This is a genomic window from Paraburkholderia sp. RL17-373-BIF-A (genome assembly GCF_046030175.1).
Taxonomy (GTDB): Bacteria; Pseudomonadota; Gammaproteobacteria; order Burkholderiales; family Burkholderiaceae; genus Paraburkholderia.
On record NZ_JARESO010000016.1, the window covers coordinates 42,824 to 63,872 of the forward strand.

General features: G+C 65.1%; 18 protein-coding genes. 6 read left to right on the top strand and 12 right to left on the bottom strand.

Going from position 1 to position 21,049, the window contains the following annotated elements; all coding sequences use genetic code 11:
• Positions 1-124: 124 nt before the first annotated feature.
• Positions 125-2,092 (top strand): propionate catabolism operon regulatory protein PrpR, encoded by a 1,968-nt coding sequence (prpR, locus tag P0D80_RS20760; RefSeq protein ID WP_408286438.1) that lies wholly within the window; start codon positions 125-127, stop codon positions 2,090-2,092.
• Here prpR and P0D80_RS20765 read toward each other — a convergent pair.
• From P0D80_RS20765 to P0D80_RS20815, 11 genes are all read right to left on the bottom strand, one after another.
• Complete coding sequence (locus P0D80_RS20765; RefSeq protein ID WP_132381922.1) at positions 2,049-2,468, bottom strand: helix-turn-helix domain-containing protein; 420 nt, start codon at positions 2,466-2,468, stop codon at positions 2,049-2,051. The genes prpR and P0D80_RS20765 overlap by 44 nt on opposite strands.
• Positions 2,465-3,634: an NAD(P)/FAD-dependent oxidoreductase gene (locus P0D80_RS20770; protein WP_408286440.1), complete on the bottom strand. Its 1,170-nt coding sequence runs from the start codon at positions 3,632-3,634 to the stop codon at positions 2,465-2,467. Before P0D80_RS20770 ends, P0D80_RS20765 begins: the two co-directional genes overlap by 4 nt.
• The gene (locus P0D80_RS20775; protein WP_408286442.1) at positions 3,631-5,013 is read right to left on the bottom strand and encodes an FAD/NAD(P)-dependent oxidoreductase; all 1,383 of its coding nucleotides are present in this window, start codon (positions 5,011-5,013) and stop codon (positions 3,631-3,633) included. The genes P0D80_RS20770 and P0D80_RS20775 overlap by 4 nt, the downstream gene beginning before the upstream one ends.
• Positions 4,998-5,312 carry a (2Fe-2S)-binding protein gene (locus P0D80_RS20780; RefSeq protein ID WP_408177856.1) on the bottom strand — a complete coding sequence of 105 codons (315 nt, stop codon included), beginning with the start codon at positions 5,310-5,312 and terminating at the stop codon, positions 4,998-5,000. The genes P0D80_RS20775 and P0D80_RS20780 overlap by 16 nt, the downstream gene beginning before the upstream one ends.
• A complete protein-coding gene (locus tag P0D80_RS20785) occupies positions 5,309-7,153 on the bottom strand; it encodes an ABC transporter ATP-binding protein (protein WP_408286444.1) in 1,845 nt (614 codons plus the stop codon). Before P0D80_RS20785 ends, P0D80_RS20780 begins: the two co-directional genes overlap by 4 nt.
• Positions 7,153-8,103, bottom strand: a complete 951-nt coding sequence (locus P0D80_RS20790; protein ID WP_132381912.1) for an ABC transporter permease — start codon at positions 8,101-8,103, stop codon at positions 7,153-7,155. Before P0D80_RS20790 ends, P0D80_RS20785 begins: the two co-directional genes overlap by 1 nt.
• Entirely contained in the window at positions 8,100-9,053 is a 954-nt protein-coding gene (locus P0D80_RS20795) for an ABC transporter permease (protein ID WP_132381910.1), read from the bottom strand. Before P0D80_RS20795 ends, P0D80_RS20790 begins: the two co-directional genes overlap by 4 nt.
• A gap of 131 nt (positions 9,054-9,184) precedes the next feature.
• Entirely contained in the window at positions 9,185-10,801 is a 1,617-nt protein-coding gene (locus tag P0D80_RS20800; protein ID WP_408177854.1) for an ABC transporter substrate-binding protein, read from the bottom strand.
• An 80-nt stretch (positions 10,802-10,881) separates the two neighbouring features.
• Complete coding sequence (locus P0D80_RS20805; RefSeq protein WP_408286446.1) at positions 10,882-12,156, bottom strand: NAD(P)/FAD-dependent oxidoreductase; 1,275 nt, start codon at positions 12,154-12,156, stop codon at positions 10,882-10,884.
• A 68-nt stretch (positions 12,157-12,224) separates the two neighbouring features.
• A complete protein-coding gene (locus P0D80_RS20810; RefSeq protein WP_408177853.1) occupies positions 12,225-12,893 on the bottom strand; it encodes a haloacid dehalogenase type II in 669 nt (222 codons plus the stop codon).
• A gap of 237 nt (positions 12,894-13,130) precedes the next feature.
• Positions 13,131-14,615 (bottom strand): aldehyde dehydrogenase family protein, encoded by a 1,485-nt coding sequence (locus P0D80_RS20815; RefSeq protein WP_408286448.1) that lies wholly within the window; start codon positions 14,613-14,615, stop codon positions 13,131-13,133.
• A gap of 278 nt (positions 14,616-14,893) precedes the next feature.
• On the opposite strand from P0D80_RS20815, the gene P0D80_RS20820 reads away from it, so the two are divergent.
• From P0D80_RS20820 to P0D80_RS20835, 4 genes are all read left to right on the top strand, one after another.
• Positions 14,894-15,766, top strand: coding sequence for a GNAT family N-acetyltransferase (locus P0D80_RS20820; protein ID WP_408286450.1), 873 nt, complete (start codon positions 14,894-14,896; stop codon positions 15,764-15,766).
• Positions 15,767-15,771: 5 nt separating this feature from the next.
• Positions 15,772-16,698, top strand: coding sequence for a 2-hydroxyacid dehydrogenase (locus tag P0D80_RS20825; RefSeq protein WP_408286452.1), 927 nt, complete (start codon positions 15,772-15,774; stop codon positions 16,696-16,698).
• 183 nt (positions 16,699-16,881) lie between these two features.
• Complete coding sequence (locus tag P0D80_RS20830; RefSeq protein ID WP_408177849.1) at positions 16,882-18,279, top strand: aspartate aminotransferase family protein; 1,398 nt, start codon at positions 16,882-16,884, stop codon at positions 18,277-18,279.
• A gap of 53 nt (positions 18,280-18,332) precedes the next feature.
• A complete protein-coding gene (locus P0D80_RS20835; protein WP_011491802.1) occupies positions 18,333-18,830 on the top strand; it encodes an Lrp/AsnC family transcriptional regulator in 498 nt (165 codons plus the stop codon).
• A 50-nt stretch (positions 18,831-18,880) separates the two neighbouring features.
• Here the strand turns inward: P0D80_RS20835 and P0D80_RS20840 are convergent, their stop codons facing one another.
• Positions 18,881-19,828 (bottom strand): LysR substrate-binding domain-containing protein, encoded by a 948-nt coding sequence (locus P0D80_RS20840; RefSeq protein WP_132381894.1) that lies wholly within the window; start codon positions 19,826-19,828, stop codon positions 18,881-18,883.
• Between the two features lie 135 nt (positions 19,829-19,963).
• Between P0D80_RS20840 and P0D80_RS20845 the strand changes: the two genes are divergently transcribed.
• Complete coding sequence (locus P0D80_RS20845) at positions 19,964-21,046, top strand: tartrate dehydrogenase (RefSeq protein WP_408177848.1); 1,083 nt, start codon at positions 19,964-19,966, stop codon at positions 21,044-21,046.
• Positions 21,047-21,049 lie beyond the last annotated feature (3 nt).

Consider the following 21,049-nt stretch of genomic DNA (forward strand, 5'->3'; position numbering starts at 1 on the left):
TCACAAAAGACGGACGTCCACGATGGTTTGCATTTCGTTTCATAACTGAAATGCGAATTTCAAATTGGAAATGGAAGCGCGCATAATAGGCGGACGTTCTCACCCCGCCGCGAGCCGCCCAGCCTTGAGCACACCTCTTTTCGAACCCGCCCAGCGCCCCCGCATCTGGGCGGTCAGTATCAGCCGCCTGCGCGATCTGTTTTTTGACATCGCCGGCGAATATGTCGAACGCGCGGACCTGCGTATCGTCGCGCACGGCTTCGAAGACGCCGTGCGCGAAGTCGACGCCGCAGGCGCGGGCCGTCCGGATGTGGTGATTGCCGGCGGCTCGAACGGCGCGTATCTGAAGACGCGCGTATCGGTGCCGGTCGTGCTGATCGGCCCGACCGGCTTCGACGTGATGCATGCGCTCGCGCGAGCGCGCCGCGACGGCGCGAAGGTCGCGCTCGTCACACACGGCAATACGCCTGACGAAGTGCGGCGTTTCGCGACTTCCTACGCACTCGACGTCACGTTCGCTTCCTATCAATCGGCGCAGGACGCGGAGAGCGTCGTGCTCGATCTGCGCGATCGCGGCATCGACGTGGTGGTCGGCCCAGGACTCGTCACCGATCTCGCCGCGAATGCCGGCATGGGGGCGGTATTTTTGTATTCGCGCGCGTCGGTGCGCGCGGCCTTCGACACCGCGCTCGAAGTCGCGCAGGCCACGCGCCGCGAAACGATCCGGCGTCAACGGCTCGACAATCTGCTGCAGCATCTGCGCGACGGCGTCGTCGCGCTCGACGCGCAAGGCCGCGTCGAAGCGATGAACCAGCGCCTCGCCGGCGTGCTCGGCCTCGACGCGGCGAATGCCGTGGGCCGCGTGCTGCTCGAACTCGCGCCCGATCTCGCCGGCAGCCTGCCGGACGCGGACGGCGACACGTTATGCACGGTACGTGGCGTGAGCTATGTCGTGCATCGCGGGCCGCTTGCCAGCAGCAGCGCGGCGGCGGGCACGGTGCTGACGTTTCAGGAATCGCGCGCGGTCGAACGGCTCGACCGGACGCTGCGTTCACGCCAGCGCGTGCAGCAGTTCAGCGCGCGTTACCGGCTCGACGATATCGTCGGCGCGTCCGAATCGATCGAACGGGTGCGCGCCCTCGTGCGGCGTTATGCCCGATCGGATGCCACCGTGCTGATTCTCGGCGAAAGCGGCACGGGTAAAGAGATGGTGGCGCAGAGCATGCATCAGTTGAGCGCACGGCGCGACTTCGCATTCGTCGCGATCAATTGCGGCGCGTTTCCCGAGGCGCTGCTGGAGAGCGAACTGTTCGGCTACGAGGAAGGCGCGTTCACCGGCGCGCGCAAGGGCGGCAAGGCGGGGCTGATCGAAGTGGCGCACCGCGGCACGCTGTTTCTCGATGAAATCGGCGAGATGCCGTTGTCGTTGCAAAGCCGGCTCCTGCGCGTGTTGCAAGAGCGCGAAGTCGTGCGGCTCGGTTCGACGGAGCCGACGCGGGTCGATATCCGCGTGGTCGCGGCGACGCATCGCGCGTTGACCGAGGGCATCGAAGCGGGCAGCTTTCGCGCCGACCTCTATTACCGGCTCAATATTCTGAGCATCGCGCTGCCGCCGCTGCGCGAGCGGCCGACCGACCTGCTGCCGCTCGCCGTCGAACTGCTATTGCAAGCCGCGGCGCGCGAACCGAGGCTCGCGGCGCGCCTGCAGGACGCGGCCGCCGCCGAACGCCTGCTCGCCGCGCTCGACGAGCCATTCAAGCGTTACGCGTGGCCTGGCAACGTGCGCGAATTGCAGAACGTGATCGAACGGATCGCGGTCGAACTCGCCGACGTGGACGTAGACGCACTGCCCGAAGACGCCACCGAACCCGTTCTCACACGCGACATGTTGCGCACGGTCGCGCCTGAAATCGTCGAGCCGCACGCGCGTGCGAAGAAGTCAGCCTTAACCCTGCGCGAACGCAGCCGTCACGTGGAAGCCGACGAAATTCGCACCGCGCTTGCCGCGCACGACGGCGATCGCGACGCGGTCTGCGAGGCGCTCGGCATCAGCAAGACGACGTTATGGCGGAAGCTGAACGCGACGCCGTAGGCGCGCCACTCAAGCCGATCGAACCACTCGCGCCGCCATGCCGCGCCGCATTGGCTGCGGCGCGCGCGATGAACATGCTGGGCGTCATGCCGCAGCATCGCTTGAAATGGCGGCCGAAATGGCTCTGGTCGAAGAAGCCCACCTCCGTCGCGACGACCGATCCCGGCACGCCTTCGAGCAACAGCGTCTGCGCGCGCTGAATCCGCAGGCCGCACAGATAACGATACGGCGACGATCCGTATTGCTGCCGGAACACCGTGGCGAAGCGCGACACGCTGAGCGCGGACAGCGCGGCGAGTTGGGCGAGCGTCACCGGTTCGTCGAAATGGGCTTCGATGAAGGCGCGGGCGGCATTGAGGCTGATGGACTGTTTCATGACGTCACGATGCTCGAGCGGGCCGCCGGTTGTGTCGTGAAACGCCGGATGGAAAACGCGTCGAGAGGAATCGCCGTGCTGCCCGTATCGACGAGCTCCGCCAGCGTCTCGCCGACGCCCGGCCCGATCTGAAAACCCGACCCGCTGAAGCCGAACGCGTAGAACAAACCGTCGACCTGGCCGCTCGGACCGATCACCGGCTCGCTGTCGGGCAAATAGCTTTCCACGCCGCTCCACACGCGAATCACATGCAGCGGCGCCAACGCGGGCACGAGCCGGCGCATCTGCGCCATTTGCCGCACGGTGTTGACCGGCAGCACCGAGGCGCGGCTCGTCACGGCGTCGGCGGGACCGGCCGGACCGCCGCCGACGATGATGTTGCCGCGCGGAATCTGGCGAAAGTAAATGCTCTCTTCCTTGATCGACGTGAACACGCCCATCGACGACTTGAACACGTAGGGCACCGGTTCGGTCACGCACATTTGCGGCCCGCGCGCGGTCAGCGGCACGTGTTCGCCGAACTGTTCGGTCAGCCGGCTCGCCCACGCGCCCGCGCAGATCACGAGTTGTGCCGCCCAGTACACGTCGCCGCGCGCGCTTTCCACGCGAAACCGGCTGCCGTCTTTTTCGACGCGCACGATCTCCGCGTCTTCGATCACCTGCGCGCCGAGCCGCGCCGCCGCGCGGCCGAACGCGGGCGCGGCGAGGCGCGGATTGGCGTGGCCGTCGAGCGGCGAGATCGAAGCCGCCAGCACCTCGCGGCCGAGAAACGGAAAACGCCTGAACAGCGCTTCGCCGTGCAGCACTTCGAGTTCGAGACCGTAGACGCGCGCGTCGATGGCGTACTGATCGAAATTCTCGACGTCCTTCTGGTGGTAGCACACGCGCGTGTGGCCCGACGGCAGAAACTCGATGTCCTCGCCGAGCAGTTCCGCCGAGCGTTGCCACGTGCGCAGCGCGCGGTTGGCCATCGCCAGTTGCGGCAGCGCGCGGCCCTGACGGCGAATGCCGCCGAAGTTCACGCCGCTCGCCTGCTGTCCGGTGAGTCCGCGTTCGAGCAGAATCACCGAGCGGTTGCGCCGGCGCAGGAAGAACGCCGTCGTCGTTCCCATGATGCCGCCGCCGATCACGATCACATCGGCTTCGTTGCGGGTCGTCGCGCTCATTTGCTCACCTCGTCGCTCACCTCTTCGGTCAGCGCCACGGGCAGCGGTTTGACCGGCGCCTGGCCGCGCAGCCGTCCCACTGAAGACAGCGGCACACATGCGGCCGCCGCGATGATCTCCGCGCCCGCGTGGCCGCAATAGCGTCCCTGGCAACGGCCCATGCCGACGCGCGAAAACGCCTTCGCGCGATTGGCCTCTTTAGCGCCGGTCGCCTGCACCACGCGGCGCAATTCCCCGGCCGTGATCGCTTCGCATCGGCAAACTATCGTTTCGTCCGGCAGCGACGCGGCGAATTTCGCCGGCCACGGAAACGCTTCACGCAAGCCCGCGGCAAATCGTGAGAAGCGCACGAGTTCGGCGCGCAAGCGCTCCACGCCATTGACCGGCAGGCCGTGATCCTGCAAGGCGGCCAGCGCCGCGAGACGGCCGGAGCGCTCCGCCGCGTCGGCGCCGCGCACGCGTGCGCCGTCGCCCGCCAGATAGACGCCTTTGATGCTGCTGCGGCCGTCGGCGTCGATTTGCGGCAGCCACTGCCGAGCGTTTTCGTCGAACAGGAAGCGGCAACCCGCGAGATCGGCGAGTTGCGTCTCGGGCCGCAAGTGATAACCGAGCGCGACGGCATCGCACTTGAGTTCGAGGCGCTGGCCGCCGGGTAGCGCGACTTCAACCGCGTTCACGCCGTCTTGCGGCGAGCCTTTGATTTCGAGCGGCTCTACGCCACGATGAACCGGCACGCGCGCGTCGGCCAGCACACGCGTCAACGCAATGCCTTTTCTGAGCGCGGCGGGAATCGCCAGCAGGCGCGGCAGCGCGGCCACGCGCTGCATGAACGTCGAAGTGTCGAGCACCGCGGCAACCTGCGCGCCCGCCTTCACGTATTGCGCGGCCACGAGATACAGCAGCGGACCGCTGCCCATCATGACGATGCGCGAGCCGATCGCGCAGCCTTGCGATTTCAGCGCGACCTGCGCGCCGCCCAGGCTATAAGTGCCCGCGTGGTGCCAGCCCTTGACCGGCATCAGCCGGTCCGTCGCGCCGCTGCAGACGATCAGCGCGTCAAACACGAGCGTGTGATAGCGCGTGCCGCTCACCAGATGTACGGTATTCGGCGAGATGTTCCAGACCAGCGTCTCCGGCAGATAGTCGATGCGGCTCTTCAACGCATCGAAGCTCTGATGCAGCGACGCGGCACGCTCGGCCTCGGTGCCATAAAGCGTCTCGTAGCTGCGCGAAAACCCTTCCGGCTGACGTCGATAAATCTGCCCGCCGTCACGCCGCCCTTCGTCGACCACGACAGGCCGCAGCCCCGCTTCGACCAGCGCCTGCGCCGCGCGCACGCCCGCCGGCCCGGCCCCGATGATGACTACGCGCGGGGCCATACGCCCTCCCCGGCTTCCGCCAGCTTCGTAACGATCGACATGCCCGGCACGGCCGGCGTGCTGCACGCACGCACGCGCTCGCCTTGCGCGGTCCACACCCAGCAGTCCTGGCAGGCGCCCATCAGACAGAAACCGGCGCGCCGGCCGTCGCCGAATTCGGAATCGCGCAAGGTGGCCGTGCCGGTGAGCAACGCGACCATCAGCGTGTCCCCTTCGGCGGCCTCGCGCACGACGCCGTCCACGGTAATCGGAAAGGTCTTGCGGCCCGTTTCCGCAAGGCGCACGAATCGTCCGCTCATGCCGGGGTCACCTCCACCGTCTGCAAACGGTTCAGTTCGGCGACCGGATGGTGGCACAGAATCTCCGCGCCGGAAGGCAGCTTCTTCAACGAGGGCGGCGTCATGTTGCACTTGCCGTCGATACGCACCGGACAACGCGCGCGGAACGAGCACAACTCGGCAACGTCGGCACTCTCGCCCATCGCCGGCAAGGCAGTGGCGACGATGTCACGGCGCGCGTCGAGCCAGCCGGGTTTCAATGCCGGCACCGAATCCACCAGCAAGCCCGTGTACGGGTGATACGGCGGCGCCGCGAGCACCTCGCGCTGGCCCGCTTCCACACGATGCCCCGCATACAGCACGATCACTTCGTCGCAGATCGCGCGCACCGTCGAAATATCGTGGCTGATGAACATGTACGACACGCCGAGTTCGCGCCGCAATTCGGCGAGCAGATCGAGGATCGCCGCGCCGACCACCGTGTCGAGCGCGGAGGTCACTTCGTCGCACAGAATCAAGGCGGGATCCGCGGCGAGCGCACGCGCCAGATTCACGCGCTGCTTCTGGCCGCCCGACAGTCCGGCCGGCGTGCGTGTGGCGATGCCGGCCGGCAGCTTCACCAGATCGAGCAGTTCCAGCATGCGCTTCTTCGCTGCCGAGCCGCGCAGATGGTGATAGAACGCGAGCGGCCGGCCGAGGATATCGGCGATCGAATGGCTCGGGTTGAGCGCCGTGTCGGCGTTCTGAAACACGATCTGAATCTGCCGATACTGCTCCGGCGTGCGGCGCGAGATTTGCGCCGGCAGCGGTTCACCGTTGAACAGCACCTCGCCGCGCGCCCGGTCGACGAGACCCGCCACCACGCGCGCGAGCGTCGTCTTGCCGGAGCCGGATTCGCCGATCACGCCGAGCGTGCTGCCGCGCGGAATCGACAGACTGACGTCGTCCAGCACTCGCACGGCGGGCGCGCCGTGGCGGTCGATGCGGCCATAGCCCGCGGACAGTCCGCGAATCTCCAGCAGCGGCGGCACATGTTTGCCCAGGTTCGGCGGCAACGTCAGCACGGCTTCAGGACGACGCGTGGCCGCCAGCAACTGACGCGTGTACGCATCCACCGGCGCGTCGAGCACTTGCGCGACCGCGCCGTTCTCCTTCACCGCGCCGCCGTTCAACACGACGATGCGGTCCGCCATCTGCGCAACCACCGCCAGATCGTGCGACACGTACACGGCTGTAGTGCCGAGTTCGCGAATCACCTTCTTGAAGGCCGCGAGCACTTCGATCTGCGTGGTGACGTCGAGCGCGGTGGTCGGCTCGTCGAACACGACGACGGCCGGATCGGTGATCAAGGCCATCGCCGCCATCAAACGCTGCAACTGGCCGCCGGACACCTGATGCGGATAGCGCTCGCCGATCGTTTCCGGCGCGGGCAGCGCGAGCGCGCGGAACAGCCCGATCGCCTTGGCGCGTGCCGCTTCTTTCGTCATGAGGTGATGCAGCAGCGCCGGTTCGGTGACCTGATCCATGATCGTACGCGCCGGATTGAAGCCGGCCGACGCGCTCTGCGCGACGTACGCCACGGTGCGCGCGCGCAACGCGCGGCGGCCCTTCGCGTCGAGCGACAACACCTCGAGTTCGCCGATGCGCACCGATCCGCCGCTGATCGCGCAGCCCGCACGCGCATAGCCGAGCAGCGACAGTGCGATGGTGGTCTTGCCCGAACCGGACTCGCCGATCAGTGCGAGCACTTCGCCCTTCTTCACCGAAAAATCGACACCCTTGACGATCTCCGTCACCGGCCCCGGCGCGGCCCCCGCGACGACTCTCAGGCCCTTCACTTCGATCATGTCGCGATCAGCCATCACGCACCTCCGTGGCTACGGCTGCGACGCCGCAGGTTGTCGATCAGCAGATTCATGCCGATGGTCAGCGTCGCGATCGCGACGGCCGGCATCAGCACGGCGGGGGCGCCTTCCGACAGGCCGCCGATGTTCTCGCGCACGAGCGAACCCCAATCGGCGTTCGGCGGCTGCACGCCGAGACCGAGGAAGCTCAGCCCGCTCAGCAGCAGCACGATGAACACGAAGCGCAGACCGAAATCGGCGAGCATCGGATGAATCATGTTGGGCAGCACCTCGACCCGCGCAATATAGAAAATGCCTTCGCCGCGCGCTCTCGCCACCTGCACGTATTCGAGGCCCATCACGTTCACCGCGAGCGAGCGCGAAATGCGGAACGCGCCGGGAATGTAGGCCACCGCGGCCACCGTCATCAGCATCGGGATCGACGAACCGAACGCGGCGATCACGACGAGCGCGAACACCTTGCTCGGAATCGAAATGAGCGCGTCGAACAGACGGCTCAGGATTTCATCGACCCAGCGGCCCGACACCGCCGCGAGCAGCCCGAAGAACGTGCCGATCACGCTGGCGAGCACCGCCGCGGCAAGCGCGAGGCCGACCGTGTAGCGCGCGCCGTAGAGAATCCGGCTGAGCATGTCGCGGCCCAGATAGTCGGTGCCGAGCGGATAGGCCGCGCTGTAGCGGCCGAAAATTTCCGTCGAGGTCAGCGCGCCGCCTTTGTATGGCGCGACCAGCGGTCCGATGAACGCGACCAGCAGCCAGAACGCCACCATCAGCAGACCGATCAGGCCGAGTATGGAGAAGCGGTGCACGAGGCGTTTGAGCACGCCGTGTTTCAGCGCCTGCGCTTCAACAGGAGCCGGTTCGACGACCACTTCGTCACGGCGCACGTCGTACAGCTCCGTGCCGGCGTGAGGCACGTGGTGGGGATTGGTAGGTTGGCTCATCATCGACGCAGCCTCGGGTTGGATATGATTTGACACAGGTCGGCGATCAGCACGAGCGCGAGATACGCCGCGCAGAACACCATCACGCAGCCCTGCACGAGCGGCATGTCACGGTTGGTCACCGCGTCCACCATCAGGCTCGCGAGACCGGGATAGTTGAAGATCGACTCGACGATCACTACGCCGCCGAACAGATACGACAGGCTCAGCGCCACGGCGTTGGCAATCGGGCCGATGGTGTTCGGCAACACATGCCGCCACACCACGCGCACCGGCGAGGCGCCCTTGAGCAAGGCCATTTCCACATACGACGAATTCAGCTGATCGAGCACAGCGGCGCGCGTCATGCGCGCCATCTGCGCGACCAGCACGCAGCACAGCGTCATCACCGGCATCGCGTAGATGCGCAGCAGCGCGCCGAACGAATGCACCTCCGACAGATACGACAGCGCCGGCAGCCAGCGCAGCTTGACGGCAAAGATCAGCACGGCGATCGTCGCGATCAGGAATTCCGGCACGGCCACCGTGGAGAGGGTCAGCACGTTGAGCGTGCGATCGAGCAGCGAGCCGCGGAACATCGCCGACGAAATGCCGATCAACAGCGCCACCGGCACCGAGACCAGCGCCGTCAGACCGGCCAGCACCAGCGAATTCGGCAGGCGCGTCGCGATCAGTTGACTGACGGGGAGATTGTTCGATAGTGACGTGCCGAAGTTGCCGCTCACCACGTGAAGAAGCCACACGAAGTAGCGTTGCAGCGCGGGCTGGTCGAGGCCGAACTGATGCCGCAAGGCGGCCACGGCTTCGGGGGTCGCCGCCTGGCCGAGCGCCTGCTGGGCCGCGTCGCCGGGAAGCAGCCCGGTGATGGCGAACACGACCGCCGACACCAGCAGCAGCGTGAGCAGCGCGAGGCCGAGGCGTGCGGCGATGAGACGTTGCGCATGTGCTTTCATCGTGAGTCTCCTCTGTCGACCAGAGTTAGCGGTTTAGCGCTTACTCTGGTCCCATGCAACGGAGTTGCAGTTAAAGCCGCGCGCCGCTCGATCCGCGGCGCGCGTGTTGCAGGGTGTGACCTGGGTCCGGCTCAGGTTTCGAGCCAGACGTTTTCCGCGAACATGAAGCCCATCAGCCCGGCAAGCGGAATCGAGCCGAGGCCCTTCAGCTTGTTCGTATACGCGTCGAGCGAACTCTGGAACAGAGGAATGCCGATACCGCCCGTTTCATGCACCAGCACCTGCATGTCGCCGTAGATCTTCTTGCGCTTGGCGTCGTCCGGTTCGCCGCGCGCGGCCACCAGCATCTGGTCGAACTTCGGGCTTTTCCAGTTCGCTTCGTTCCACGGTGCGTCCGACTTGAAGAACTGCGTGAAGATCACGTCGGCGCTCGGCCGCGCGTTGATGTTGCCGAAACCCAGCGGATGCTTCATCCAGTGGTTCGACCAGTAGCCGTCGGCCGGCACGCGCGAGACCTGCAGATTCAAGCCGGCTTGCGGCGCGACCTGCTGAAGGAACATCGCCATTTCAACCGAGCCTTCCGCAGCCGGCGACGCGAAGATCTGGATCGGCGCGCTGCCGACCTTGGCCTTCTGGAAATGGAACTTCGCCTTGTCCGGATCGAAGGCGCGCTGCGGCAAGCCGGCGAGGTAGTACTTGTTGGTCGGATCGATCGGCTGGTCGTTGCCGATCGTGCCGTAACCCTGGAAGATCGCGCGGCGCATCTGCTCGCGGTCCTGCAGGTACATCATGCCGCGCCGGAAATCGTCGTTGCCGGTCAGGCCGCCTTCGTCGCGCACGATCAGATCGGTGTACAAGCCGGTCTTCGTCTCCAGCACGGAGAAGCCGCCGGCGCCTTTGATCTGCGCGGTCGAACGCGGGCTCACCGCGTTGATCAGTTGCACGTCGCCGGAGAGCAGCGCGTTCACGCGCGCCGATTCGTCGCCGATGCCGATCAGTTCGACCTCGTCGAGATGCGGCATGCCCGGCTTCCAGTACTTCTCGTTTTTCACACCGACGGTGCGCACGCCCGGCGAGAATTCCTTGAGCTTGAACGGGCCCGTGCCGACCGCCGTTTTGAAATCCTTGGTGCCGTCCTTGATGATCTGGAAATGCGAGGTGGCGAGAATCACCGGCAGATCGGCGTTCGGGCCGTCCAGCGTGATGGTCACTTCGTTCGGGCCGGTCGCCTTCACTTCCTTGATCTGGTCGGCCAGTGTCTTCGCTTTCGAAGCGGTCGCCGGATCCTTGTGGCGCATGATCGAGTACACCACGTCGGCCGGGGCGAGCGCTTTGCCGTCGTGGAACTGCACGCCGTTGCGCAGCTTGACGACCCACACGGTCGCGTCTTTCGTATCGAGCGAGGTCGCCAGCGACATCTTCGCGCCGAGATGCGGGTCGAGCTCGGTCAGGCAGTTGTAGAACATGAAGCCACGAACGTAGTCGGTGCCGAGCGCGCCCTTCGCGGGATCGAGCGTATCGGCCGCGGAGGCGGACTGCGTCGCCACGCGGATCTTGCCGCCCTGCTTCGGCTTGGCTTGCGCCAGGGCCTCACCGCTAGCGGTCAGAAGACCGGCGCCTGTCACTGACATCATCCCGGCTGCGGCCATCGCGCGCAGCACACCGCGCCGCGACGCACCTTTGGCGGTCAACCGCTCCAACTCGCTGCCGAGATGAAGAGCGCCATGTTGCGAGTTTTCCTTATTCATCGAACTTCTCCGCGAGGGTGAGCAATGGGGTTGAGCAGACTTGGCTGCGTGGTTTTAATTGCCAATCGAACAACGAACGATCAATAAAAAATGTCCTTGATGCGGTAGTACGTGCCCACGAGCGGCAGGAACCAGGGTTTGCCGGTATGGCCGGGAATCGCGGGCCACTCCGACTCGCGCCACGGATTCTGGTCTTCATGACCGTCCATCACGTCGGCCATCACCTGGCCCATGTGCGTCGACATTTGCGTGCCGTGACCGCTGTAGCCCATAGAAAAATAGATGCCGTCGTGCTGGCCGGCGTGCGGCAAACGGTCGGCGCTCATATCCACCAGACCGCCCCAGCAATAGTCGATGCGCGCGCTCGCGAGCATCGGGAACATCGCGGCGAGGCCTTCCTGCAGGATGCGTCCGCTCTTCGCATCGGACGGCCGCTCGGACGCCGTGAAGCGCGCGCGGCCGCCGAACAGCAAACGCGAATCGGGCGTCACGCGGAAGTAGTTGTGCATCAAACGCGTCGTGGTATACGCGCGCCGGTTCGGAAACACTTGCGCCAGCAACTCCGGCGACACGGGCTCCGTCACGACGATGAACGAACCGACCGGCGCGAGACGCCGCCGATACCAACCAAACGGACCATGCCGCGACGGGCCGGTCGCGATCAGCACCTGCTTCGCGCGCACTTCGCCACGCGCCGTGGTGATGCGAAAGCCGCCGCCGTCTTTCACGATGGCGGTGACCGCCGCGTTCTCATACAACTTGGCGCCGCGGCGCACCGCGGCCTCGGCGAGACCGACGGTGAACTTGCCCATATGCATCTGGCCGCCGTGCCGTTGCAGCAATCCGCCGTAAAAACTGTCGGACTGGATTTCGCTGCGGATGCGGCTGCGGTCGATCAGTTCGATATCCGTATCGACTTCACGGCGGATTGCCTCCGCCGTCTTCTCCAGATGCGCGAGGTGATGCGGCTTGGAGGCCAGCTTCAGCTTGCCGGTCGCAATGTAATTGCAGTCGATGTTTTCCTCGCGGATCAACCGCTCGACCGTGTCGACCGCATCCGAAAACGCGCGGTAGCACGCGCTCGCGCGCTCCACACCGAGTTGCGCGACCAGCGCGACGAAGTCCTGCGCGACCCCGGTATTGACCTGTCCGCCGTTGCGCCCGGACGCGCCGCCGCCGATGCGGCCCGCGTCGAGCACGGTCACCGCGGCGCCGCGCTTACCCAACGCTTGCGCCGCCGACAGTCCGGTGAAGCCGCCGCCGATCACCACCACATCGGTCTGGCCGTCGACCGGACCCTCGCACGCCGACAGCAGTGGCGGCGCGGTGTCGAGCCAGTAGGAATCGAGCTTCATCCGTTCTGTCCTTGAGATGGGCAATGAGCGAGGCGGCAGGCAGTCTTTAGGACGTGAAAAAACGGCGCTTACAGGCCGAGTTCCGAAGCCAGATGCGGAATGTCGTTGACCTCGTAGTACTGGTAGTACGGCGTCGACGGTTCGTGGCCGCGCTTGACGAACACCTTGTGCTTGATGCCCAGGTCGTGCGCGGTCATCAGGTCATAGCGCAGGCTCGACGACACGTGCAGCACGTCTTCCGGATTGCAGTTGAGCTGATCGAACATGTATTCGAAGCCTTGCATGCGCGGCTTGTACGACTGCGCCTGCTCCGCCGTGAAGACCTTATGGAACGGCGCGCCGAGCTTGTCGACATTGCTCTGGATCTGGTTGTTCGAAGCGTTCGAGAGAATCACCAGCTTGTACTTCTTCGCCAGACGAGCGACGCCTTCCGGCACGTCCGGATGCGGACCCCACGTCGGCACTGCTTCATAGATGCTCTGGGCGCCCGCTTCGTTGAATTCGACGTTCATGCGCTTGCAGGCACGGCGTAGCGCATTGACCACCACCTCGCGGTACGGCTTCCACGCACCGAGCACTTCATCGCGACGATAGCCCGAGTAAAACGCGATGAGCTTTTCCAGGTCTTCGCCGTTCAGCAAGTGGCCGTACTGTTCGCGCGTCATGTCGGCCATGTGGAATTTCGTCAGCGTGCCGTAGCAGTCGAAGGTGATGTATTTCGGTTCGAATTCGATCATGGTGCAGTCCTATCGTGATGGTGAACTCGCTGTCGGAGCTCATTGGCGAAAACAGGCAAAAGCTCATTCCTGTTAAAGATTTAATCAGCGCAAAAACATAGATGTTCCTGATTAGGGCATGGCTGGTGACACAAACCAGGCGTTTTGAGGCCGCGGACAGCACAGAATGCGGCGATCGGCCTGAAAGCCTTGCCCATGATGGGTTTGCGGCCGGCATGCCAGGCGGATGACACGCGATCAGGCGCGCAGGTCGATCAAGACGCTCTTGAAACGCAGGTTGGCCTCGTAGGCCTGGCGGCCCAGGTCCTTGCCGATGCCGGAACGCTTGAAGCCGCCCGTGGGAATCATGAAGTCCGAGGTGCGGCCATAACGGTTGACCCACACCGTGCCCGCTTCGAGTCCGCGCACGAAACGCAGCGCCCGGCCGAGGTCGGCGGTATGCACACCAGCCGCGAGGCCGTACTCGGGATGCTGCGCGAGCGCGAGCGCTTCTTCTTCGGTATCGAAGGTTTGCAGCGTCAGCACCGGCCCGAAGACTTCTTCGCGTACCGCTTCGGAGTGCGCCGTGACGTCCGTCAGCAAGGTCGGGCTGTAGAACGCGCCGTCCGCGCCGCCGTCGGCACGGACGCCGCCGTAGCGCAGCGTCGCGCCGGCTTCCAGCGTGCGTCCCACGATGCCTTCGATGCGCGCCGCCTGCGGCGCCGAGATGATCGGCGAAAGCGTGGTGCCGGCGGCCCATGTCGCGCCGGGCTTCAGCTCGGCGAAGATCTTGCCGATGCGCTCGGCAAGCGGCTCGGCGAGACTTCGCTCAACGAGCAGACGCGAGCCCGCCACGCACACTTGCCCCGCGTTGCCCGTGATCGCGCCGGCGATGCGGCGCGCCACGTCGTCCAGACGCGGCGCGTCGGCGAAAACGATTTGCGGGCTCTTGCCGCCCAGTTCGAGCGTGACCGGCTTGGTGCCGCTGTTCGCACACGCGGCCATGATCGACGCGCCGGTGCGCGTGGAACCCGTGAAAGTGACCTTGCTGATCTTCGGATGACGCACCAGTTCGTCGCCGGTCACGCGCCCATCGCCCTGAATCACGTTGAAGATGCCCGCGGGCACGCCCGCCTGCACCGCCAGTTCGGCGAGCCGCAGGACCGAGAACGGCGTCATCTCCGAAGGCTTCAGCACCACCGCATTGCCCGCCGCCAGCGCGGGCGCGATCTTCCACGAGGCCATGACCAGCGGGAAATTCCACGGTGCGATCGCGCCGATCACGCCGTACGGCTCGGCGATCGTCATGCCGAGATGATCGTGATCCGTGGCCGCGACGTCGCCGCCCAGCTTGTCGGCGAACTCGGCGTAAAAGCGAATGCCCTCGGCGGTGAACGGCACGTCCCAACCGATTGCCTGCGCAATCGGGCGCGTCGAGCCGAGCGCTTCCAGCCGGCCGAGCATCGGCGCATCGGCTTCGACCAGCTCGGCGAAGCGGCGCAGGATCTTCGCGCGCTCACGCGGCGCCATGCGCGCCCAGCCACTGTGCTTGAAAGCCAGCCACGCGTTCTCGACCGCGCGGTCCACCATGCCGGCATCGGCGAGCGGCACCGACGCGTACACCACGCCGTCCGACGGCCGCGCCACCTCGATGCGGCGCTCGCCCGCCTCTACATCTACATATTCACCGCCGATGTAATGGCCGCTGCGAATCGCGACGTCGTCCGGATTGAAGCTGTCCATGAGCAAGGTTTCCTGTGTGACTGGCTGGTGGTCCGTGCGGTGCGTTTCGTGAACGCCGCCGCCATGACAAAATCGTAGAGCCGCGGGCGTGGCATATGTCGCCGACAAAAATCGCCACGCAGCAGAACTCACCTGTAATGCGCGCCCAGACCTGGCGTTTTGCATCGAATTTGAACGGGGCTCTTTCCGGGGCCCGCGATAAAAAGATCGTCCTAGTCACACCGCGCACCGGATGACACAGTGACGGCGTAAGCCTTCAGTCAATCAGGGAGTACGGCGTGTCCGATTCGATTACCTATAGACGCTTCACCCTCGACGACATCGCCGCCGCGCACGCGTTGACGGTCGAACTCAAATGGCCGCATCGCGCGGACGACTGGAGATTCGTCGCGCAGCTGGGCGTGGGTTTCGTCGCGGAAGACGCGAGCGGCGTGATCGGCACCGCGCTGTGCTGGAAATACGGCGCCGAGCGCGCCTCGCTCGGCATGGTGATCGTGTCGCCGGCAAGCCAGGGGCGCGGTATCGGCAGAAAGCTGATGGACCTGGTGCTGGACGAACTGGGCGGCCGCGTCACGTTCCTGCACGCCACCACCGCCGGCCAGCCGCTCTATGAAAAGCTCGGCTTTCGCGCGGCCGGCACGCTCGACCAGCATCAGGGCGCGGCGTTCCAGCCGCCGCTCGTGTCGCTGCCGCCGGGCGAGCGATTGCGCCCGCTCGGTTCGAGCGACACCGCGCGGCTGGTCGAACTGGCGTCGCGGGCCAGCGGTCTGGATCGCGGCGAAGTCCTGCCCGCGCTGCTCGGCACCGCCGACGGCATCGCGCTCGACCGCGACGGCGAACTGATCGGCTTCGCACTGTTTCGCCGCTTCGGACGCGGCTTTGCGATCGGTCCAGTGGTCGCGCCCGCCTCCGAGGATTCGAGCCGCGCCAAGGCACTCATCAGTCACTGGCTGGCGCTGAATGAAGGCGTGTTCGTGCGTATCGATACCCCCGGCGATAGCGGTCTGACGGAGTGGCTGGAACAGTTGGGCTTGCCGCGCGTGGACACGGTCGTCAAAATGGTCCGCCCCGCCACGCCGGTCGAACCCGCGAGCGGCGCACAGGACGCGCATTACCTGCAATACGGCATCATCAACCAGGCAATCTGCTGACCATCATGGCCTTCCTCTATAAAGCCGACCCGGCGCGCGGCGCCCAGTGGGCGAAACTCTTCGCGCAGAAGGCGCCGGAGCTGCCGTTTCATATCTGGCCCGATCTCGGCGATCCGGCCGCGATCCGTTATCTCGCCGCCTGGCAGCCACCGGAAGATCCGACGCGCACCTTCCCTAATCTGGAAGTCGTGTTCTCGGTCGGTGCGGGCATCGACCAGTTCGATCTTTCGGGCGTGCCGGAGCATGTGCCGGTCGTTCGCATGATCGAGCCGGGGATCGTCGAAGGCATGGTCGAGTACGTCACGCAAGCCGTGCTGACGATTCATCGCGATCTGTTCGACTACGGGCTTCAGCAACAGCAGCAGGTCTGGCGCGAGCTGCCGCTCAAGCCGGCCAGTCAACGCCGCGTCGGCGTGCTCGGGCTTGGCGTGTTGGGCACGGCCGTGCTGGAAAGGTTGCGCCTGTTCGGCTTCGACTGCGCGGGATGGAGCCGTTCGGGTCGCGAGATCGAAGGCGTGGCGTGTTATGCGGGCGAAAGCGCACTGGATGCGTTTCTCGCGCGCACCGATATTCTGATCTGCTTGTTGCCGCTTACGCCTGCCACGCGCGGGCTGCTCGACGCGCAGTTGTTCGCGAAGCTGCCGCGCGGCGCGTCGCTGATTCAAACGGGCCGCGGTCCGCATCTGAATCAGCAGGACTTGCTGACGGCGCTCGAGAGCGGCCAGTTGCAGAACGCCATTCTCGACGTCACCGATCCCGAGCCATTGCCCGCTGGTCATGCGTTGTGGACGCATCCACGCGTGCGCATCACGCCGCATATCGCCAGCGCGACGCGGCCCGAAACCGCCGTCGAGGTGGTGCTGGACAATCTGCGCCGCCATCGCGAAGGCTTGCCGATGGTCGGCCAGATCGACCGCGCGCAAGGCTATTGAGGGCAGCACCGCATGAAACGCCCGCGCGGCGCCGCTTTTCAGCGTCCGCAGCAGAAAATGCCAAGACCGCGCATCAAAACGCGTCGTGCGCGCTTTTCAGGCAATTGTTTAGGTGAGCAGGCGATCGTCGCTGATCAGTAGTATGGAACGGTCAACAGCCCCTTCCCGCGACGAGAAACCATCATGCCGATTCAATCGCTCATTGAAGCCGACCGCAAGCATCTGATTCATCCGGTCATCAACTACCGCGTGCACGAAGCACGCGGCGTCACCGTCCTCGAGTCCGCCAGCGGCGCATTTCTGCGCGACGCGGCCGGCAACGAACTGCTCGACGCGTTTTCCGGACTCTGGTGCGTGAACGTCGGCTACGGCCAGCAGAGCATCGTCGATGCCGCCACCGCGCAGATGCAGAAGCTGCCCTACGCGACCGGCTACTTCCATTTCGGCTCGGAGCCCGCCATCGAACTCGCGCAAAAGCTGGTCGAGGTGTCGCCCGCTTCGCTGCAACACGTGTACTTCACGCTCGGCGGTTCGGACGCGGTGGACTCGGCACTGCGTTTCATCACGCATTACTTCAACGCCACAGGGCGTCCGTCGAAGAAGCACATCATTGCGCTGCAACGCGGCTACCACGGCTCGTCGACGACCGGCGCCGGCCTCACCGCCCTGCCCGCGTTCCACCGCAACTTCGATCTGCCGCTGCCGAACCAGCATCATCTGCCGTCGCCGTACGCGTACCGCGGCGATTTCGCCGACGACGCCGCGCTGATCGCCGCCTCGGTGGCCGCGCTCGAAGCGAAGGTGGCCGAACTCGGCGCTGACAACGTCGCCGCGTTCTTCTGCGAACCGATTCAGGGCTCGGGCGGTGTGATCGTGCCGCCGGTCGGCTGGCTCAAGGCGATGCGTGAAAGTTGCCGTAAGCTGGGCATCCTCTTCGTCGCCGATGAAGTCATCACCGGATTCGGCCGCACGGGTCCGTTGTTTGCGTGCCAAGGGGAAAACGTCGAGCCGGATCTGATGACGGTGGCCAAAGGCCTGACCTCGGGCTACGCGCCGATGGGCGCCGTGCTGATGTCGGACGAAATCTATCAGGGCATTGCGAACGGCGACGCTGAAGCGGTGGTCGGTCATGGCCATACGTATTCGGCGCATCCGGTGAGCGCGGCCATTGGTCTCGAAGTGCTGCGCCTGTATCACGAAGGCGGGCTGCTCGCGAACGGCGTGGCGCGCGCGCCGCGTTTCGCGCAAGGCCTCGACGCGCTGCTCGCGCATCCGCTGGTGGGCGACTCGCGCCACCGTGGCCTGCTCGGCGCGCTCGAACTCGTCGCCGACAAGGACAGCAAGGCGGGCTTCGACCCGGCGTTGAAACTATCCGAACGGATCGCCGCCGCCGCGTATGAAAACCGCCTGATTTTCCGCGCCTTCGGCGACAACATTCTCGGCTTCGCACCGGCGCTCTCGTACACCGAGGCCGAGTTCGATCTGATGTTCGAACGGCTTGAAAAGACCCTCGACGACGTTCTCGCACAAGCCGACGTGCGCGCCGCGTTGAAGGTCAAAACTCATGCCACCGCATGCTAGAGTAGAGGGCCATCCCAGCCCCACACACCGATCGCCGGAGCGACAACGTTACGATGAGCAGCGACTGCAAGCTAGACCGGATTGACCTGCGCATACTTTCCCAATTGCAGAAGAAAGGCCGCATAACCAACGTCGAGCTTGCCGACGCGGTCGGCCTGTCGCCCAGTCCTTGCCTGATCCGGGTCAAGCGTCTGGAGAAAGCCGGCTACATCATCGGCTACGGTGCGCAGATCCAGCTCGAAAAGCTCGGCGACGTGCAGATCGTGTTCACCGAAGTCACGCTCGCCGATCATCGGCGGGAAGACTTCATCAAGTTCGTGAATGCGATTCGCGACGTCGACGAGATTGTCGAGTGCCATCTGGCAAGCGGCGGTTACGACTACCTGCTGAAGTTCGTCACGCGCAGCGTGAGCCATTACCAGAGCATCGTGGAAGGTTTGCTGGAACGCGATATCGGCATCGAGAAGTACTTCAGCTACGTGATCATCAAGTCGCCGTTCGTGAAGAGCCATTACCCGCTCGAAACGCTGTTCTCGCAGAATCATCACTAGGCATTGCTTTGTCCTTGATCCGCCGAACCTTGCCGCTCAGGGTTCGGCGTTCAACGTTCCGCCATGTCTGCGCCTGCTGCACCGTCGGCCGGCGGACTCGATTGCGCGAATTCCTCGCTGAGAAAGTCCACGCAGACCCGCACCTTCGCCGATTGCGCGAGCCGCGCCGGATACACCGCCCACAGATTCGCCGGTTGCGTGACCTCGGGCAGCACCTGCTGCAACTGGCCGCTTTCGAGCAGCGGCCGCACGTCCCACATGGAACGCAGCACGATGCCGCGTCCGGCCAGCGCCCACTCCACCGCCACTTCGCCGTGATTGGTCGACAACGGTCCCGTGACCTTGATCGAGACCGCCTCGCCGCGCACCGTCAATCGCCACAGACCGAACGGATGGTCGCGCTCCTTGATGGCGAGACACGCATGCGAGGACAGCTCGGCGAGCTGGCGCGGCGCGCCATGCCGCGCGAGGTAGCCGGGCGACGCGCACAGCACGCGATAGTTCGACGCGAGCCGCCGCGCGATCAGATGCGGCGCGATCTCGTCGCCAATGCGCACATCCAGATCGAAGCCTTCGCCGCCCACATCGACGAGACGGTCGAACAGATCGAGCCGCACGCTCAATTGCGGATAGCGCTCGGAAAAGCGCGCGAGCGCGGGTGCCACGAAGCGCCGGCCAAAGCCGAAGCTGCTGGAAATGCGCAGCTTGCCGCCGGGAATGCGGCGCGTGGTGGAGACGTCTTCCACGAGTTGATCGACATCGTCGAGAATCTTTTCGGCCCACGTGTAGACGCGCTCGCCCGCTTCCGTGATCGCGACCCGGCGCGTGGAACGGTGCAATAAACGCGTACCGAGCGTAGTCTCGAGCACGTTGATGCGTTTGCTGACGTACGCCGCGGACACCGACAAGGCCTCCGCCGCCGCGCTGAAACTGGATTTGCGCGCGACTTCGCAAAACACGCGCAAATCGCCGAGATCGGGTGATGGGACGGCGCTCATAGGTTGATGGATGGCAGCGGCGTTTGTACACGAATCGTGCACAGTGGCTTAACTAAAGCGACCATTTTAGTCTCAAACAGCAGGAATAAAATAGCCCTTATCGAATCATCCAGAAGCCCAACGGAGGAGCACAACATGTCGAAGAAATATCGGATCGCAGTCATTCCCGGCGACGGCATCGGCGTCGAAGTCATGCCCGAAGCCATTCGCGTGCTGGAAGCGGTGAAAACGCGCTTCGGCATCGAGCTGGAGTATCAGCACATTGAATGGGCGAGCTGCGAGTACTACGCGAAGCACGGCAAGATGATGCCGGACGACTGGAAAGCGCAACTGCAATCGGCCGACGCGATCCTGTTCGGCGCGGTGGGCTGGCCCGACACGGTGCCCGACCATATTTCGCTGTGGGGATCGCTGCTGAAGTTCCGCCGCGAATTCGACCAGTACATCAACCTGCGCCCGGCCCGCCTCTTTGCCGGCGTGCCTTCGCCGCTCGCGGGCCGCAAGGCGGGCGACATCGACTTCTGGATCGTGCGTGAAAACACCGAGGGCGAATATTCGTCGGTGGGCGGCGTGATGTTCGAAGGCACGGAGCGCGAATTCGTGCTGCAGGAATCCGTCTTCACGCGGCACGGCAGCGAACGCGTGCTGAAGTTCGCATTCGATCTCGCGCAACGGCGCGAGCGCAAGAAGATCACAGTGGCCACCAAGAGCAACGGCATCGCGATCAGCATGCCGTGGTGGGACAAATGCGCGGCCGGCGTCGCCGCGCAGTATCCGGACGTGACGTGGGACAAGCAGCACATCGACATTCTCTGTGCGCGCTTCGTGCTGAATCCGGATCGCTTCGACGTGGTGGTGGCCACCAATCTGTTCGGCGATATCCTGTCCGATCTCGGCCCTGCCTGCACGGGCACGATCGGTCTCGCGCCGTCGGGCAACCTGAACCCGGACCGCAAGTTTCCCTCGCTGTTCGAGCCGGTGCACGGCTCGGCGCCGGACATCGCCGGCAAGAACATCGCCAATCCGATCGCGATGATCTGGTCGGCCGCGATGATGCTCGACTTCCTCGGCAATCACGCCGGCAAGGAGCGCGAGGCGCACGACGCGATTCTGGCCGCGATCGAAGCGACGCTGGTGGAAGGCCCGCATACCGGCGACCTCGGCGGCAAAGCAAACACCACCGAAGTCGGCCAGGCGATCGCGGCAAAGCTCGCCTGAGTC

What these genes read in the sequence shown, in the direction of transcription:
- P0D80_RS20845 (WP_408177848.1), top strand. Translation starts at nt 19,964, where the DNA reads ATGTCGAAGAAATATCGGATCGCAGTCATTCCCGGCGACGGCATCGGC.
- P0D80_RS20775 (WP_408286442.1), bottom strand. Translation starts at nt 5,013, where the DNA reads ATGGCCCCGCGCGTAGTCATCATCGGGGCCGGGCCGGCGGGCGTGCGC.
- P0D80_RS20815 (WP_408286448.1), bottom strand. Translation starts at nt 14,615, where the DNA reads ATGGACAGCTTCAATCCGGACGACGTCGCGATTCGCAGCGGCCATTAC.
- P0D80_RS20810 (WP_408177853.1), bottom strand. Translation starts at nt 12,893, where the DNA reads ATGATCGAATTCGAACCGAAATACATCACCTTCGACTGCTACGGCACG.
- P0D80_RS20840 (WP_132381894.1), bottom strand. Translation starts at nt 19,828, where the DNA reads ATGAGCGCCGTCCCATCACCCGATCTCGGCGATTTGCGCGTGTTTTGC.
- P0D80_RS20790 (WP_132381912.1), bottom strand. Translation starts at nt 8,103, where the DNA reads ATGATGAGCCAACCTACCAATCCCCACCACGTGCCTCACGCCGGCACG.
- P0D80_RS20825 (WP_408286452.1), top strand. Translation starts at nt 15,772, where the DNA reads ATGGCCTTCCTCTATAAAGCCGACCCGGCGCGCGGCGCCCAGTGGGCG.
- P0D80_RS20780 (WP_408177856.1), bottom strand. Translation starts at nt 5,312, where the DNA reads ATGAGCGGACGATTCGTGCGCCTTGCGGAAACGGGCCGCAAGACCTTT.
- P0D80_RS20830 (WP_408177849.1), top strand. Translation starts at nt 16,882, where the DNA reads ATGCCGATTCAATCGCTCATTGAAGCCGACCGCAAGCATCTGATTCAT.
- P0D80_RS20800 (WP_408177854.1), bottom strand. Translation starts at nt 10,801, where the DNA reads ATGAATAAGGAAAACTCGCAACATGGCGCTCTTCATCTCGGCAGCGAG.
- P0D80_RS20835 (WP_011491802.1), top strand. Translation starts at nt 18,333, where the DNA reads ATGAGCAGCGACTGCAAGCTAGACCGGATTGACCTGCGCATACTTTCC.
- P0D80_RS20765 (WP_132381922.1), bottom strand. Translation starts at nt 2,468, where the DNA reads ATGAAACAGTCCATCAGCCTCAATGCCGCCCGCGCCTTCATCGAAGCC.
- P0D80_RS20770 (WP_408286440.1), bottom strand. Translation starts at nt 3,634, where the DNA reads ATGAGCGCGACGACCCGCAACGAAGCCGATGTGATCGTGATCGGCGGC.
- P0D80_RS20805 (WP_408286446.1), bottom strand. Translation starts at nt 12,156, where the DNA reads ATGAAGCTCGATTCCTACTGGCTCGACACCGCGCCGCCACTGCTGTCG.
- P0D80_RS20795 (WP_132381910.1), bottom strand. Translation starts at nt 9,053, where the DNA reads ATGAAAGCACATGCGCAACGTCTCATCGCCGCACGCCTCGGCCTCGCG.
- P0D80_RS20785 (WP_408286444.1), bottom strand. Translation starts at nt 7,153, where the DNA reads ATGGCTGATCGCGACATGATCGAAGTGAAGGGCCTGAGAGTCGTCGCG.